Below are 14,482 nucleotides of genomic sequence, written 5' to 3' on the forward strand. Positions count from 1 at the left end.
CCGGGAGGCGCGTCATCCCGAGATGGTCTCTGGTGCGGCTTCCGGCTGCCGGTCGGACAGCGCCTGGTCGAGCGCGTGGCCGCGGACGCCGCGCGTCAGCAGGTAGCCGATCATCCAGAACTCGCCGACCGTCGCCGGTAGGACGAGAGCGTCGGCGACAGCGTGCGCCTCCGGGGCGAGATATCCGATGAATGTGCTGAGCAGGTATCCGATGCCGCCGCCGACGAGGATGTGGCCGAGCGGGCGGGGCATCCAGTTCGAGCGGAGCACGCAGATGCCCATGGGGATGAGCCACAGGCCGAAGAAGAGCCCGCCGACGCCCCACAGGTTTCCGCTGGTCAGGTAGAGCAGCTGGATGGTGGCTGCCGCGTCGCCGGCGGGGTCGAGCGCGATGTCGAGCGCCGTGGCGAGCAGCGCCGCGCTGACGAGGATCACGACGGCGTTGATGAGGCCGAACGCGGCGATGGCGCCGGCGGCGCGCGCGTCCGCGGTGCGGAACAGCCGGTAGAACCAGGCGGCGGCGAAAGCCTGGGTGATGACGATGAGCAGTTCGAAGGCGACGCCGGCCCGGGCGAGCGATTGGTGCTGGACCAGATTGGCGAGCGTCGCGCTGGGGTCGTCGGCCGCGAAGAGGCGTGGCCGGATGAGCAGAAAGCCGAGTGCCCCGGTGATGGCGAGGCCGAGGTAGAGCATCCCGGTCGTGCGGGCCGTACGGATCAGCGCGGGCATTGTGGCTCCTTGGGGAGGCCGTACCGGCTTGTGAAGTGGTCGCGATCCAACCAGCTCCCTTACAACGTAAGGTAACCATACGATGTAAGGTGCTGGCAAGAGTTGGGAGACAGGTGGCAGCAAGGGCTTCTCGGCAACCGCTCAGCCGTAAGCGCGTACTGGCGGCGGCGGTCGCCCTGGCGGACGCGGAGGGGATCCAGGCCCTGACGATGCGCCGCCTCGCAGGCGACCTCGGCGTCGAGGCCATGTCGCTCTACCACCACCTGCCCGCCAAGGAGGCACTCCTCGACGGCGTCGTTGAGACCGTGATCGCGGAGATCGACGCCGTGGTCGGCCGTCTCTCCGCGAACGGTGACGGCGAAGACTGGCGTACGCGGCTGCGCGGGCAGTTCCTCGCGGCGCGTCAGATCATGCTGCGGCACCCGTGGATGCCAGGGCTGCTGGGCTCGCGCCGCGCCATCCCCGTCGGCCTGTACACGTACTACGACGGGATCGTGGGCACCCTGCTCCAGGCCGGGTTCTCGCACCACCTCGCGCACCGCGCGTTGCACGCGTTCGGCAGCCTGCCGCTCGGGTTCGCGCAGGAGGTCTTCAGCCCGGCAGCGGGTGCGAGCATGGAGGCCGACGTGGCGGAGGCGGACCTGGCCGCGATGGCCTCGGCTCTGCCGCACCTGACGGCCATGGTGGCGACCGAGATGCATGACGGGACCGACCCCACGCTCGGCTGGTGCGACAGCCAGCTCGAATTCGAGTTCACCCTGAACCTGCTCCTGGACGGGCTCGAACGCCTCCGCGGCCGGGACCGGATCAGGAGCTGATTCACGACAGATCCCGCGCGGCGAACCGGGCCGGGCGATGTCGGGCACCTATGCAACGATCGGCGTGCGTCCCGCCACACTTCGTACCCCTTGGAGAGCACGATGTCCCTCTCCCCTGCTCGGGTCTTCGCCGCGCTCAATGCTGTGCTGCCCCCCGACCAGGCGTCCCCGGTGCTGGGCAAGGCCGTCGTGCTCGGCGGCAGCATCGCCGGGCTGCTGGCCGCCCGGGTGTTGTCCGACTACGCGGAAACCGTCGTCATCATCGACCGGGACGACCTGGAGGTGACGGGCGAGCGGCCCGGCGTGCCACAGGGGACGCAGCTGCACGCGCTGCTGCCCGGTGGCCTTCTCCAGTTCGAGCGCCTGTTCCCGGGATTCCGCGAACAGGCCCTGGCCCAGGGAGCGATCGAGGCTCCGCCCCCGGCGAGGCGCAACTACCTCGACGGCCGCCTGAAGGTGATCGTCCCCGACGACGCCGACAGCCTGGCCGCCAGCCGGCCTCTCCTGGAGGGGCTGATCCGCCAGCAGGTGCTGCGACTGCCGAACGTCAAGACGGTCACCGCCCGCGCCACGGGTCTCGTGTTCGACGGTGCCATCACCACCGGAGTCCGCTACGACGTCGGCGGGGCTCCCGGAGTCGAGAGCGGTGACCTCCTGGTGGACGCCATGGGGCGTTCGAGCAGGCTCTCCGACTGGCTGGAGCAGGCCGGTTGGGACCGACCCGTCACACGGCGGATGACCGTGCACCTGAACTACGCGACCGCCCTGTTCCGGCGTCCCGAGGCGACCCCGGCTTCGACGGTCGTGCTGGCCCTGCACACGCCGAAGATGTCCTTGGACGTGGCCGGTGCCGCGTTCTTCGCGATCGAGGACGGCCGGTGGATGGCCATGATGGCCGGTTACGGAGACAACCGCCCGGGGCGTACGGCGGAGGACTTCGTCCGTCGGCTGCGGGAGCAGTTCCCACCGGAGTTCGGCGAGGTTGCCGGGAACGAGATGCTGGGCGACGTCCAGACCTACCGCCACTCCGACAGTCGCCGGCGGGACTTTCACGCGCTGAAGCGTTTCCCGGCGGGGCTGGTCAGCGTCGGTGACGCCGTCGCGTCGTTCAACCCGGTGTACGGGCAGGGGATGACCGCGGCGGCTCTGCACGCGGCCTGCCTCTCGATGTACCTGCGGTCAGGCCCGGATCTGAACGTGCCCGCGCGCCGGTATCTCGCCCTGCAGAAGGTCGTGGTCGACGCCGCCTGGTCGACGTCGACCTCCGCCGACCTGGCGTTGCCGCACGTCGACGGGCCCTACCCGCGTGGCTACCGGTTCTCCAGTTGGGCCAGCCGGCAGATCGTCACGGCGACCGTCACGGACGTGGCGACCGCGCGACGGTTCAACCAGGTCGTCTCCATGCGGGAGCACCCGCTCTCGCTGGCCACACCCCGCGTGATTCTGGGCGCCCTGCGCGCCAACCGGCGGACGCGCTGATCGGTCCGTGCGGCTATCGCTGGGTCTTGCGCAGGATGTCGACGACGAAGCGGTGGTCGTCCAGTTGCGGAAGGCCGGACACGCCGACCCAGCCGACCACGCCGGTGCCGCGAACGCGCAGGGGCACCGCGCCTCCGGCGGCCGCGTACCGGGAGGCGGGCAGGCCGAACCGCTCCGCCAGCGTCACCTGCTTGTCCTGGCAGAGCCGGGCCATGTACAGCGACGAGTGCTCGAACCGCATCACCACGCGCCCCTTGCGGCGCAGCCACGCGTCGTTGTCCGCCGTCGAACCGGGCAGGCCGCAGTGGAACAGCTGGCGCCCGGCCCGCCACACACCCACCGCGATCGGGAGCCGCTGCTCGCTCGCTGCGGCAACGGCGAGCATCCCCAACTCGTACGCGTCCGTCTCCGACAGGCCCGCGAGCTCCAGCTCGCTCTCCTCGCGCAGCAGCTCGTCCAGCGTGGGCCACGGGTCCTGGTCAGATGGCATGCGTACCTTCTCCTCGTCGAGTGGGCGTACCTGTTGATTGTCGCAAACCCGCTGGTCGTGGGTGCGAGCCGGCGGCGGAGTGGATCGCCGTGACCGACGTGGCGATCACCAGGCGCAGGGGGCGTAGTCCTTCAGGAAACAGCCGTACAGGTCTTCGCCCTGTTCGCCGCGGACGATCGGGTCGTACACCCGCGCCGCGCCGTCGACCAGGTCCAGCGGGGCGTGGAAGCCCTCGTCCGCCAGCCGCATCTTCGTCGGGTGGGGCCGCTCGTCGGTGATCCAGCCGGTGTCGACGCTGGTCATCAGGATGCCGTCGGTCAACATCTCCTGGGCGCTGGTGCGGGTCAGCATGTTCAGCGCCGCCTTGGCCATGTTGGTGTGCGGGTGCCCCGGCCCCTTGTAGCCGCGGCCGAACTGACCCTCCATCGCCGACACGTTCACCACGTACTTGCGGCGGGCCTTCGCGGCGGCCATCGCCGGTCGCAGCCGACTGACCAGCACGAATGGCGCGGTCACGTTGCACAGCTGCACTTCGAGAAGCTCGACCGGGTCCACCTCCTGCACCCGCTGGACCCAGCTGTTGACCGAGTCGAGGTCCGGCACCAGGCCGCCGGCGTCGATGGCCGTGGACGCCGCGATCCGTTCCGGTGAGGCGGAGCCGCTGGTCAGCGCCAACGCGGTCAGCGCGTGCGGGGTGAGCGCGGTCGACTGCGGCCCGGCGGTCAGGCTGCCCGCCGGGGTGCCCGCACCGCCGGGCTTGGCGAACGTGATCAGCTCCGGCAGCGGGCCCTCCGGCAGGGCCGCGGCCTCCGCCGCGACGAGCTGCGAGTACGCCCCGGGCGAGCGGCGGACGGTCTGCGCGGCGTTGTTGATCAGAATGTCGAGTGGCCCCTGGGCGGCGACCGAGTCGGCGAGAGCGATCACCTGGGCGGGGTCGCGCAGGTCGATCCCGACGATCCGCAGCCGGTGCAGCCAGTCCGCGCTGTCCGGCATCGCCGCGAACCTGCGGACCGCGTCGTGCGGGAACCGCGTGGTCACGGTGGTGTGCGCGCCGTCACGCAGCAACCGCAGCGCGATGTACATGCCGATCTTCGCCCGGCCGCCGGTGAGCAGCGCGCGCCGGCCGGTCAGGTCGGTGCGGGCGTCCCGGCGCTGCCGGTTGAGCGCGGCGCAGGACGGGCAGAGCTGGTGGTAGAAGGCGTCCACCTCGCGGTAGCGCTGCTTGCAGACGTAGCAGCCGCGCGGGTTGTGCAGGACGCCGGCCGTTGCGCCCGCGGTGGGAGAGGCGAGGGGGATGCCCTGCGTCTCGTCGTCGATCCGGCCGGGGGCGCCGGTGGCGGTGGCCGCCGTCACCGCACGGTCGGCCGTCACGATGGCGTCCCGCCGCTCCTCGCGCCGCCGCTGCTTGATCACCTTGTAGAGCTTCGCGGTGGCCCGCTGCACCCGCACCACGTCGGGGTGATCGGACGGCAGAGCTTCCAACGCCTCGAAGACGCTGAGACAGGTCTCCAGCTGGCTCCGGTCAATCCCGGGTTGACCGATTTCCGTACCGTTGTCCGCCGTCATGAGTCTCTGTCTCGTCCCGTTCCCTGCGCCGGATCCAGCCGGCCCACCCCAAGTCCGACCCGGAACTGTACGCACCACACGGCCTCCGATGCACCCCGCGCGCGCCGCAGACCGCCGTGACGCCGCTCCGGTCAGCTCTCCGGGTGGCGCCGGACGAAGTCCTGGTAGGTCTCGTTGGCCAGCTCCTGCTCCCGGACGCGGGCGGTCAGCTCCGCCTGGCGCAGCTCGGCCACCGACCGGGCCTGGGCGAGGCGCAGCTCGTGCCGCCGGTCGCGTGCCCGGGCCCAGGCGCGGGCCACGGCCCACGCGATCCAGCCACTGCATGCCACCAGTCCGGTCAACACGAAGGCGAGAAGGAAGTCCATCTCGACATCCTTTCCGGTCAGCCGACGTCCCTGCGTACTGCGAGCCAGATACCCAGTCCGAACATCAGCACCACGTATCCCGCCAGGACGGCGGCGGGCAGCCCGGCGCCGGTCGACTCGATCACCCCGGGCGTGCCCCCGTCGAACTGGGACCGGGCTCCCAGCGCGCCCGCCAGCGCGCCGGAGCTGGGGGCGAGCAGCAGCTTCTGGACCATCTCCAGCGGGCTCAGTACCAGGGCGAGGCCGCTGATCGCGTTCTCCAGCACCAGCGTCCACACCAGGCCGACGGCGATCGCCGTCGCGGTGCTGCGGAACGCGATCGCGAGGAAGTAGCCCACGCTGGCGTGCGCGCTGCAGATCAGCCAGGCCGCCGCGACGGCACCGGCGAGGTCACTCGCCGCCGGCCAGTCCAGGCCGCGCCCCTCGACCAGCGCGAGCAGCGCGGTGACCCCGGCCATCGCGGCGAAGGTGAGCGCGACGAGCAGCAGGGTCAGGGCGCAGAGCGCGACGGCGTGCCCGGCCAGCACCTGCGCCCGGCGGGGACGCTGGGTGAAGATCAGGTTGAGCGTGCCCCAGCGGTACTCGTTGCCGACGACCAGAGCGCCGAGGATGACCACGATCGCCCCACCGAAGAGCGGGAACAACCCGATTCCGGTGGTGACGAGCTGGCCGGGCAGCACGGCGTCCAGCAGCGACGCGGCGGAGTCCGCCTGCTTCGGATCGCCGGCCAGCGTCAGATGCACCAGGTACGGGACGCCGATGCCGAAGGCGAGCGCCAACACGATCCAGGTGAGGGTGACGGTCCAGACCGCCGGCCGTTTCCGGTCGGCGAACCAGGCCGCGCGTACCGAGGCGATCACCGCTTGCTTCCCATGGTCGTCGACTCCTCCCGATCGGGCCGGTCCGGCCCGGTCAGCTCCAGGAACGCCTCTTCCAGCGAGTGGCGTACCGGCCGCAGCTCCCGTACGTCGATGCCCGCCTCGACCAGCCGCCGGTTGAGCTCCGCGGCCAGCGCCGGATCGGCGTCGACCCGTAGCCGGCCGTCGACCGTCTCCACCGCGCGGACGCTCCGGTGGTCGCGCAGGCACGCGGCGGCCTTGTCGACCGGGTCGGCGGCGATGAGCAACTCGCCGCCGCCGAGCGCCGCCCGCAGCTCGTCCGAGGTGCCCTCGGCGACCAGCCGGCCACGGTTGATCACCGCGATCCGGTCGCAGACCTGCTCCACCTCACCGAGCACGTGGCTGGAGAGCAGCACGGTGCGCCCGTGTTGCCCGAGCGACCGGAGCAGCTCCCGGATCTCCGACACACCGGCCGGGTCGAGCCCGTTGGTGGGCTCGTCGAGGATCAGCAGGCTCGGCTCCTTGAGCAGCGCCGCCGCCACCCCGAGCCGCTGCTTCATGCCCAGCGAGTACGTCCGGAACGCCGAGCGTGCACGTGCGGTCAGGCCCACCTCGGCCAGCACCCGGTCGGCGGCGCTGTCGGGCACTGCCGCGTAGCGGGCGGCCAACCGCAGATTGTCCACGCCGGACAGATGGGGGTAGAAGGCCGGTGACTCGATCAGGGCGCCGACCCGGGCCAACTGGTCCGGGGTGCCGGGCGGCTGGCCCAGCACCCGGATCCGGCCGGAGGTCGGCCGGACGAGCCCCACCAGCATCCGCATGGTGGTCGTCTTGCCGGCGCCGTTCGGGCCGAGGAAGCCGAAGACCATCCCCTCGGGCACTCGCAGGTCGAGGTCGTCGACCGCGGTGACACCACCGGGATAACGCTTGGTGACCTCGTGCAATTCGATGGCGAATCGGTCATTCCCCAACGGATTGCCGCAATCGTCCTTCGGTGTGGCGGAAGCCGCCGAGGGGATTTTCCTTCGCCTTCATCTGAGGGGTCCTTACTGATTCCCGACCACGACGCAGGGTTAATTGCGCGCGGTCAATTAACTGTTCGTTAAGGCGCGGTCGAGGTGGCGGTGGAGGACCGTCAACCCCGGGATCACGCCGTCTGCCCGCCGCCGGCCTGGAACGATGTAAAAGCCTCTGACCTGCGGAGGGGTCGACGACGCCCACAGAGTAGCGGAGGTTGATCGGCTCGGGAAGGCCCGCGACGGCGGGGTGCGGGAAAATTTTCCTCAGCCGCAGCTCAGTGCCCTCCAATTGACTTCCGCCGCTGCGCCCTACGAAACAATCTGTTGACGAATGAATTGACCTTGGGCAGCATGTAGACACTTTCGAGTCGATGGTGACCGTTGGCATAGGAGCCTGGATGAACCTGCCGCCGGACGGTGCGGAGAACCTGGAAGTGCGACCTAAGCTGCGACACGACGTGGTCTTCCTGGACGCGCCGGCCGGTGCCTACCTGCGCGGGCCGGACACCGCGTTCCTGATCAAGGGAAGATCCGCCTTCCGCTGGCTGACCTCGCTGAGCCCCTATCTGACCGGGGAGCACACCCTGGGGCAGCTCACCGCGTCCCTGGACCAGGGGCAGCGGCAGACCGTGCTCACCCTGGTCCGCGCGTTGCTCGCCCGTGGCTTCGCGAAGGACGCCGGCGACCGCACGCAGCTGGCGGAACCGGTGGCCCGGCGGTTCGCCCCGCAGATCGAGTTCGTCGACCACTTCACCGACGACCCCACCGGCCGGTTCCTGCGCTTCCACACCGCCCGGGTGGTGCTGGTCGGTGGGGGAGCGACCCTGCTGGCCGTGGCGAGCGGCCTGCTCCGCAACGGGTGTCTCCGCCTCGACCTGTACCCGGACGACGATCCGTCGCGCTACGCCGAGGCGTTGCGACCGGAGGTGGCGGAGCTGCGCGACGACGGGCTGGCGGCCGAGTTCCGGGCACATGACGGGCCGGTCGAGCTGACCGGAGCGGACGCGGTGGTGTACTGCACCGACCGGACGGGCCTGGCCGGCCTGGCCGAGCTGGCCCGTGCCTGCCACCGGGACGGCCCGCTGTTGGTTCCGGTGCTGTGGGACGACGAGCGGGCGGTGGTGGGGCCGACGGTCGAGCCGGGCCAGACCCCCTGCTGGCTCTGCGCCCAGCTGAGGCTCACCGCCGCCGCTGACGCGGATGTCGCCGTCGAGTTCTGGCGGCAGCTCGCGGTCGGTCCCGGCCCCGACGCGCCCGCGCCGCTGCCGGAGGTGACCGCGCGGATGGTCGGCAACGCCGCCGCGTTCGAACTGTTCCGGGTGCTCACCGGCGCGCTGGCACCGGACACGGCCGACGGCGTGCTGCTGCTGGACCGGTCCACCCTGGAGGCCGCCCGCGAACGGGTGCTGCCGCATCCGGCCTGCCCGGTCTGCCGGGACGTCGAGGTGCCCGAGCCGGTCGGGCCCGGCGGCTCCGACGACGAGACCTACCAGCGCGCCCAGGCGTTGGTGTCGCCGAACGCGGGGGTCTTCACCCGGTTCGTGGACGACCCGTTGGAGCAGGCACCGCTGAAGACGGCCCGGCTGCGGCTGCCCGGCCGGCGCGGGCCGCGCGAGGTGACCGCGTTCGACGTGCACACCGTGCTGAGCGCCCGGCTGGCCGCCTACCGGGTGGCGGTGCGTGACCACGCCGCCCGGTACGCCGACCCACGCGCTGGCGTGCTGGCCACGGCCGAGCAGCTGCGGGAACGTGGCGGGCACCCGGTGCCGTGGACCGAGCTGCACAGCGCGACCGGCGCGGTGCCGTACGACCCGCGCCGAGCGGTCCGATGGCTGCCGGCGACGGTGCTGGGCCGTCCGGAGAGCGTCTGGGTTCCAGCGGCGCTGGCGCTGCCCACCTCGGCTGCCAACGGCGAGGGCCTCGCCGAGCGGACCCCCGCCGGCGCGGCGGCCGCCGACAGCCTCGACGGTGTCATCGATCAAGGCCTTGCGGATGCGCTGGCGTACCACGCCCTGATTGCGGCGATGCGGGGCGACGGTGGCCTCGCCGTGCTCGGCGAGGAGGAGCTGGTCGCCGACGAGGACATCGCGTTCGTGGTGAAGGCGGCCCATCGCTTCGGCCGTCAGCTCGCGGTCTTCGCCCTCACCGACGCCGCACCGGCGCACGCCGTGCTCGCCGTCACCGCGGCGCCGGGCGGTGGCGACCGCGACTGGCGGCTCGCCGGCGGCTTCGACCCGATCGCCACGCGCCTCAGCGCCCTCCGGGACCTGGTCGGACGGATCCAGGTGCGGCACTTCGAGGGGACCGAGGCCGACCTCGGCGACCCGGTGCTCGCGGACCTCGACCCGGCCACCCTCACCGGCCGCGCCGCCAACGGCGCCCCGGCGGTCGGCGGCACCGATCGGCACGCGGTGCTCGCCATCCTCGCCGAGCGGGGGATCAGCGCGCTGCTGGTCGAGACCACCACCCGGGACCTCCGGGCCAGCGGGGCGTTTCGCAGCGGCGTGGTCCTGCTGCGGCACGACGGCCGCGCGGCCGACTGAACCACCACACCAGTGGTCCGAGCGAGGCACGCACCGTGAAAGGAGGTGGAAACATGCCGATCACACTGAATGACGAGCTCCGCGAGCTGGAGACCGAGACCTTCGAGATCGAGGAGGTTGAGGACGGCGGCGAGGCGCTCGCTGCTACCAGCTCCAGCTGCTCCTGCTCGAGCTGCTGCAGTTGCAGCACATCGAGCTGCTGCAGCACCAGCACCAGCACCTCCAGCTGCGGCTGACCGGGTGGACGGGGTTGACCCCCACAGCGCTGACGCAGTCCAGTCCCCGGTGGGACGTCGCATCTGAACGCACCAACCGCCGCCGGCTGACACCGGCGAGTAGCCCCTGCGTGCCTCCGCTGGCTCCATCGTGGTGGTGCGGACGCAGACCCACCACGACTGGCGCCGACCGCGGCTCAAGGAGAGGCCCGTGACACAACCCCTGTCATCCGCCGCGCTGTCCGAATCGGTCCGCGGCGAACTGCGGGACCTGCAGACCGAGACGTTCGAGGTCGAGGACATCGCCGATCTGTCCGCCGACCACATGGACATCTGCAGCAGCAGCACCAGCACCTCGAGCTGCTCCAGCTGCAGCACGTCCAGTTGTTGCAGCTGCACCTCGTCGAGTTGCAGCAGCACCAGCTGAGCCTCGGCGCCACCGGCCGCTCCGGACGGTCGGACGGCGCAGAGGTTCGCAGACGCCCGAGGGGAGGTAGAGGGAAATGCCGGATCTGACGGAGGAACTCCGCGCGTTGGAGACCGAGACGTTCGAGATTGAGGACGTCGACGCGATCGACGCGATGGTCATGGACTGGTCCAGCTCCAGCTGTTCCTGCTCCAGTTGCTGCAGTTGCAGCACATCCAGTTGCTGCAGCAGCAGCACCAGCACCGGATGCGGCGGCGGGTAACCCCGCCGCAGCCGTCCCCGCCGGCGAGCCACGCCGGCGGGGAGCCCCGGTCCCGACACCAGACCCGCAGCGACCGCAGACAGGTGAACCGCATGATCGTCGACGTCCGGACCACCTCCACCGGGTGGGACGCCAGCCTCAAGCAGCTCGGCGAGGCGTTCCACGAGCGGCTCCAGGACCGGGCGGGCCAGCCGGCCGACAACGGCCCGCTACCCGCCGGGATCACCGTCCGCATCGCCGCCCTCGGCCTGACCGACGCGTACGCCGACGGCGGTGAGGGGCTCACCAGCGACGTGGTGCCGATCTGGCTGCACGGCGCCACCGCGCTGGTCGGTCCCCGTTGGGCCGGCGCGAGCGACCCGCTGGAAGCCCGACCGGGCCCGTGCCCGCTCTGCGTCCAACGGCGCTGGCAGGCCATCCGGCTCCGGGAGGAACGGCACGCCCTGGAGCACGGCGCCCGGGTCGGGGTGGTGGCGCCCCTGCCGCACCTCACGCCGTTCGCGGTCGACGCTCTCTGGCAGCTGTTCCGGCAGGCGTGCCGCCCCCGGACCGACCGCCCCGGTGTGGCCCGGCTGCACCAACTGCGGATGGACACCCTGGAGACGACGGTCGTCGAGGTGCTGGCCGACTCCGAATGCCCCGCCTGCGTGACCACCCGTGCGGACACCGCCGAGGCGGCGGTCATCCCGCTGACCCGCCGGCCGAAACCGGACCCGACCTCGTACCGGCTGCGTGCGGCCGACGAGCTGGACCTGCCGGTCGGCGCGCTGGCCAACCCGGTCGCCGGGGCACTGGGCGGAAACGCGCTGCGGGCGTACAACGCCACCGCCACCGCACCGGTCACCGGCTACTTCCGGGTCCGCAGCCGGTACGACCTGCACGAGATGTGGTGGAGCGGGCACGCCAACAGTTACGGCGGCAGTCAGACGTACGCGCTGCTGGAGGGGCTGGAGCGGTACGCCGGCCAGTTCCCGCGTGCCAAGCGCACCGAGGTCTTCGACAGCTACGCCAACCTCGCCCCGGACGCGCTCGACCCGGCCGGCCTGGGTTACCACCCGGCCTTCTACCAAGGGCACGGGCTCTACTACGCCCCGTACTCGCCGGACGAGCCGATGCACTGGGTCTGGGGGTGGTCGCTGCGCGACAGCCGGCCCCGGCTCGTTCCCGAACAGCTCGTCTACTACCTGGACCGCCGCACCGACCAACGCAAGTTCGTTCAGGAGTGCTCCAACGGCTGCGCCAGCGGCAGCTGCCCGGAGGAGGCGTTGCTGCACGGCATGCTCGAACTCGTCGAGCGGGACGCCTTCCTGCTCGCCTGGTACGGCTCGGCCCGGCTGGCCGAGATCGACCCGGCGACCTGCCGCGACGAGCGGGTGCACTTCATGCTCGACCGGGTCGACCTGCTCGGCTACGACATCCGGCTCTTCGACACCCGCGCCGACCTGCCGGTCCCGGTGGTCACCGCGGTCGCGGTGAGGCGCGGCGACGGGCTCGGTCAGCTCTGCTTCGCCGCGGGAGCGAGCCTCGACCCGGACGACGCGGTCCGGGCGGCGCTCTGCGAGACCGCCTCCTACGTCCCCGGCTTCGACGAGCGGGTCGCCGCCAGCGAACCCGAGCTGCGAGAGATGGTCCGCGACTACACCCGGGTCACCGAGTTGAGCCACCACGCGCTGCTCTACGGCCTGCCGGAGATGGCACGACACGCGGCGTTCCTCCTGGACGACCCGCCGCTGCGGTCCATGTCGGAGCTGTACGGCGACTGGCTCGCCGTCCGGCCGGAGCACGACGACCTGCGCGCGGACATGACCTACCTCGCCGGCCTGATCGCCGGCCTCGGCGGTGACGTCGTCGCCGTCGACCAGACCTGCCCGGAGCAGGAGGTCGCCGGGGTGCACACGATGGCCATGGTGGCTCCGTCCCTGGTCCCGATCGACTTCGGCTGGCAGCGGCAGCGGGTGCTCTGGAGCGACCGGCTGGAGCGGTACCTGGCCCGGGGCCGGCACGGACCGGACGGGCTCGGCGCGACCGCCCGCAACCCCCACCCGCACCCCTTCCCGTAGGAGCAGTGACATGCAGCAGGCCCGCGAGGTCGTCCGGGACTACATCGAGGCGGTGTTCGGGCGGGCCCGGACCCCGATGGAACCGCTCAACTACGAGGTGGACTGGGCCGACCAGCCCTCCCGGCACAAGAGCTACCCCGGCGCGTCTCGGCTGCCGCTGCCCGCCGAGCTGCCCGAGCTGCCCACCCTGCGCGACCTGCACACCGGGGAGAACCTGCCGCCGACCGCCGGCTGGTCGCTGGCCGGGCTGGCCGCCCTGCTGCGCCTGTCGTACGGGGTGCTGGACCGGCGGATGACGGTCAACTGGAACCAGGACGTCGCCAAGCGGGCGCACTTCGAGCACGCGGTGTGGGGACGCGGCACCGCGTCCGGCGGCGGAATGTACCCGATGGAGCTGTACCTGGTGGTGGGGGCGGGTGGGCCGCTGCTGCCCGGCGTCTACCACTACCACACCGGAGCGCACGTGCTGGAGCGGCTGCTGCTCGGCGACGTCACCGGCACCGTCCGCGCCGCCCTCGGCGCCGACGACCCGGGGACGGCCGGCGGCAGCTACCTGCTGGCCGGCGTCCGGTTCTGGAAGAACTCGTTCAAGTACAACAGCTTCTGCTACCACGTGGTCACCCAGGATCTCGGCGCCCTGCTGGGCTCCTGGGACCTGCTGGCGCCCGCTCTGGGCGTACCGCTGCGGCGGCTGCTCTGCTTCGATCCGGCGCCCCTGGACCGGCTGCTCGACCTGGACAGCGACGCGGAGAGCGTCTTCGCGGTCGTGCCGCTGGACTGGACGGGCGTGGACACGCGCCCACCGGTGGCGCCGGCGGACGCCCTCGCGGAGGTGCGCGCCCGGCACCCCGCGTTCGAACGGTCCCGTCGGGTGCGGGATTTCCCCGCGGTCACCGCGGTCCACCGGGCGGCGGCCGCGCCCGCCGTGCCGGCCCCGGACACCGTCGACGCCGCCGCCCCCCGGGACCTGCCCGGTGAGCCGGTCGCGCTGCCCGCGCCGCAGCTGGACCGGCTCGGCCGTCCACTCTCGACGGTTTTGGCCAGGCGGTCGAGCAGCTTCGGCCGGTTCCGCCGGCCACCCGAGCTGACCGCCGCCGACCTCGGCACCACGCTCGCCTTCGCCGCCGCTGCCCGGCGCTACCCGGCGGACGTCAAGCGACCCGACGGCGGGCCCGAGCTGACCCGGCTCTGGGTCTTCGCCAACCACGTCGAGGGCCTGCCCGGTGGCGGCTACGCCTACTGCGAGCGGCGACACGCTCTGCTGCCGGCCGGTCCCGAACCCGAGGACGGGATGTCCGCCTTCCTGCAGCAGCAGTACTTCCTCACCAACTACACCATGGGTCAGGTCGGCGCGGTGCTGGCCATCTCCGGTCGGCCGGACGCGGTCCTCGACGTGTTCGGCCCGCGGGGCTACCGGATCCTCAACGCCGAGGTCGGCTCCGTCGCCCAGCGGGCGTACTGCGCGGCCACCGCGCAACGCCTGGGCTGCGGCGCGGTGCTCGGCTTCGACAACGTCGCCATGAACACCGCCCTCGGGCTGGACGGCACCGACGAACGAACTGTGCTCTTCCTGCTCCTCGGGCGGCACCCGGAGTCCACCGCCGACCTGGCGTACCGGCTGTGACGGCCCCGACCCGCGCCGACCCGCCAGCGGCGGCCCCCCGACCCGT

14 protein-coding genes are annotated in these 14,482 nt (G+C 71.9%); 8 read left to right on the forward strand and 6 right to left on the reverse strand.

Annotated features, from left to right (window positions below):
* Positions 1-12: 12 nt before the first annotated feature.
* Positions 13-729 carry a DUF4386 domain-containing protein gene (locus KBX63_RS08900; RefSeq protein ID WP_210910504.1) on the reverse strand — a complete coding sequence of 239 codons (717 nt, stop codon included), beginning with the start codon at positions 727-729 and terminating at the stop codon, positions 13-15.
* 113 nt (positions 730-842) lie between these two features.
* Here KBX63_RS08900 and KBX63_RS08905 point away from each other — a divergent pair, with 113 nt between their 5' ends.
* Positions 843-1,547 (forward strand): TetR/AcrR family transcriptional regulator, encoded by a 705-nt coding sequence (locus KBX63_RS08905; protein WP_210910505.1) that lies wholly within the window; start codon positions 843-845, stop codon positions 1,545-1,547.
* Between the two features lie 102 nt (positions 1,548-1,649).
* Positions 1,650-3,026, forward strand: a complete 1,377-nt coding sequence (locus KBX63_RS08910; RefSeq protein WP_210910506.1) for an NAD(P)/FAD-dependent oxidoreductase — start codon at positions 1,650-1,652, stop codon at positions 3,024-3,026.
* A gap of 13 nt (positions 3,027-3,039) precedes the next feature.
* Here KBX63_RS08910 and KBX63_RS08915 read toward each other — a convergent pair whose 3' ends face one another.
* The 5 genes from KBX63_RS08915 to KBX63_RS08935 all read right to left on the reverse strand — a co-directional run bounded on the left by KBX63_RS08915 (position 3,040) and on the right by KBX63_RS08935 (position 7,257).
* On the reverse strand, positions 3,040-3,516 hold the full coding sequence (locus tag KBX63_RS08915; RefSeq protein WP_210910507.1) for a heme-degrading domain-containing protein: 477 nt from the start codon (positions 3,514-3,516) through the stop codon (positions 3,040-3,042).
* A gap of 105 nt (positions 3,517-3,621) precedes the next feature.
* Positions 3,622-5,082, reverse strand: a complete 1,461-nt coding sequence (locus KBX63_RS08920; RefSeq protein WP_210910508.1) for an SDR family NAD(P)-dependent oxidoreductase — start codon at positions 5,080-5,082, stop codon at positions 3,622-3,624.
* Between the two features lie 131 nt (positions 5,083-5,213).
* Positions 5,214-5,447, reverse strand: a complete 234-nt coding sequence (locus tag KBX63_RS08925) for a hypothetical protein (RefSeq protein WP_210910509.1) — start codon at positions 5,445-5,447, stop codon at positions 5,214-5,216.
* 17 nt (positions 5,448-5,464) lie between these two features.
* On the reverse strand, positions 5,465-6,307 hold the full coding sequence (locus tag KBX63_RS08930; RefSeq protein ID WP_210910510.1) for an ABC transporter permease subunit: 843 nt from the start codon (positions 6,305-6,307) through the stop codon (positions 5,465-5,467).
* Positions 6,304-7,257, reverse strand: coding sequence for an ABC transporter ATP-binding protein (locus tag KBX63_RS08935; protein WP_210910511.1), 954 nt, complete (start codon positions 7,255-7,257; stop codon positions 6,304-6,306). Before KBX63_RS08935 ends, KBX63_RS08930 begins: the two co-directional genes overlap by 4 nt.
* 446 nt (positions 7,258-7,703) lie before the next feature.
* Here KBX63_RS08935 and KBX63_RS08940 point away from each other — a divergent pair, with 446 nt between their 5' ends.
* The 6 genes from KBX63_RS08940 to KBX63_RS08965 all read left to right on the forward strand — a co-directional run bounded on the left by KBX63_RS08940 (position 7,704) and on the right by KBX63_RS08965 (position 14,436).
* Complete coding sequence (locus KBX63_RS08940) at positions 7,704-9,848, forward strand: TOMM precursor leader peptide-binding protein (protein ID WP_210910512.1); 2,145 nt, start codon at positions 7,704-7,706, stop codon at positions 9,846-9,848.
* A gap of 53 nt (positions 9,849-9,901) precedes the next feature.
* Positions 9,902-10,084: a hypothetical protein gene (locus KBX63_RS08945; RefSeq protein WP_046564715.1), complete on the forward strand. Its 183-nt coding sequence runs from the start codon at positions 9,902-9,904 to the stop codon at positions 10,082-10,084.
* Positions 10,085-10,274: 190 nt separating this feature from the next.
* On the forward strand, positions 10,275-10,490 hold the full coding sequence (locus KBX63_RS08950; protein WP_307871652.1) for a hypothetical protein: 216 nt from the start codon (positions 10,275-10,277) through the stop codon (positions 10,488-10,490).
* A gap of 76 nt (positions 10,491-10,566) precedes the next feature.
* Positions 10,567-10,752, forward strand: a complete 186-nt coding sequence (locus KBX63_RS36680; protein ID WP_089021435.1) for a thiazolylpeptide-type bacteriocin — start codon at positions 10,567-10,569, stop codon at positions 10,750-10,752.
* 92 nt (positions 10,753-10,844) lie between these two features.
* Positions 10,845-12,812 (forward strand): TOMM precursor leader peptide-binding protein, encoded by a 1,968-nt coding sequence (locus tag KBX63_RS08960; protein WP_210910513.1) that lies wholly within the window; start codon positions 10,845-10,847, stop codon positions 12,810-12,812.
* A gap of 10 nt (positions 12,813-12,822) precedes the next feature.
* A complete protein-coding gene (locus KBX63_RS08965; RefSeq protein ID WP_210910514.1) occupies positions 12,823-14,436 on the forward strand; it encodes a SagB family peptide dehydrogenase in 1,614 nt (537 codons plus the stop codon).
* Positions 14,437-14,482: the final 46 nt, after the last annotated feature.

This window comes from Micromonospora sp. U21 (genome assembly GCF_018070045.1).
GTDB lineage: Bacteria > Actinomycetota > Actinomycetes > Mycobacteriales > Micromonosporaceae > Micromonospora.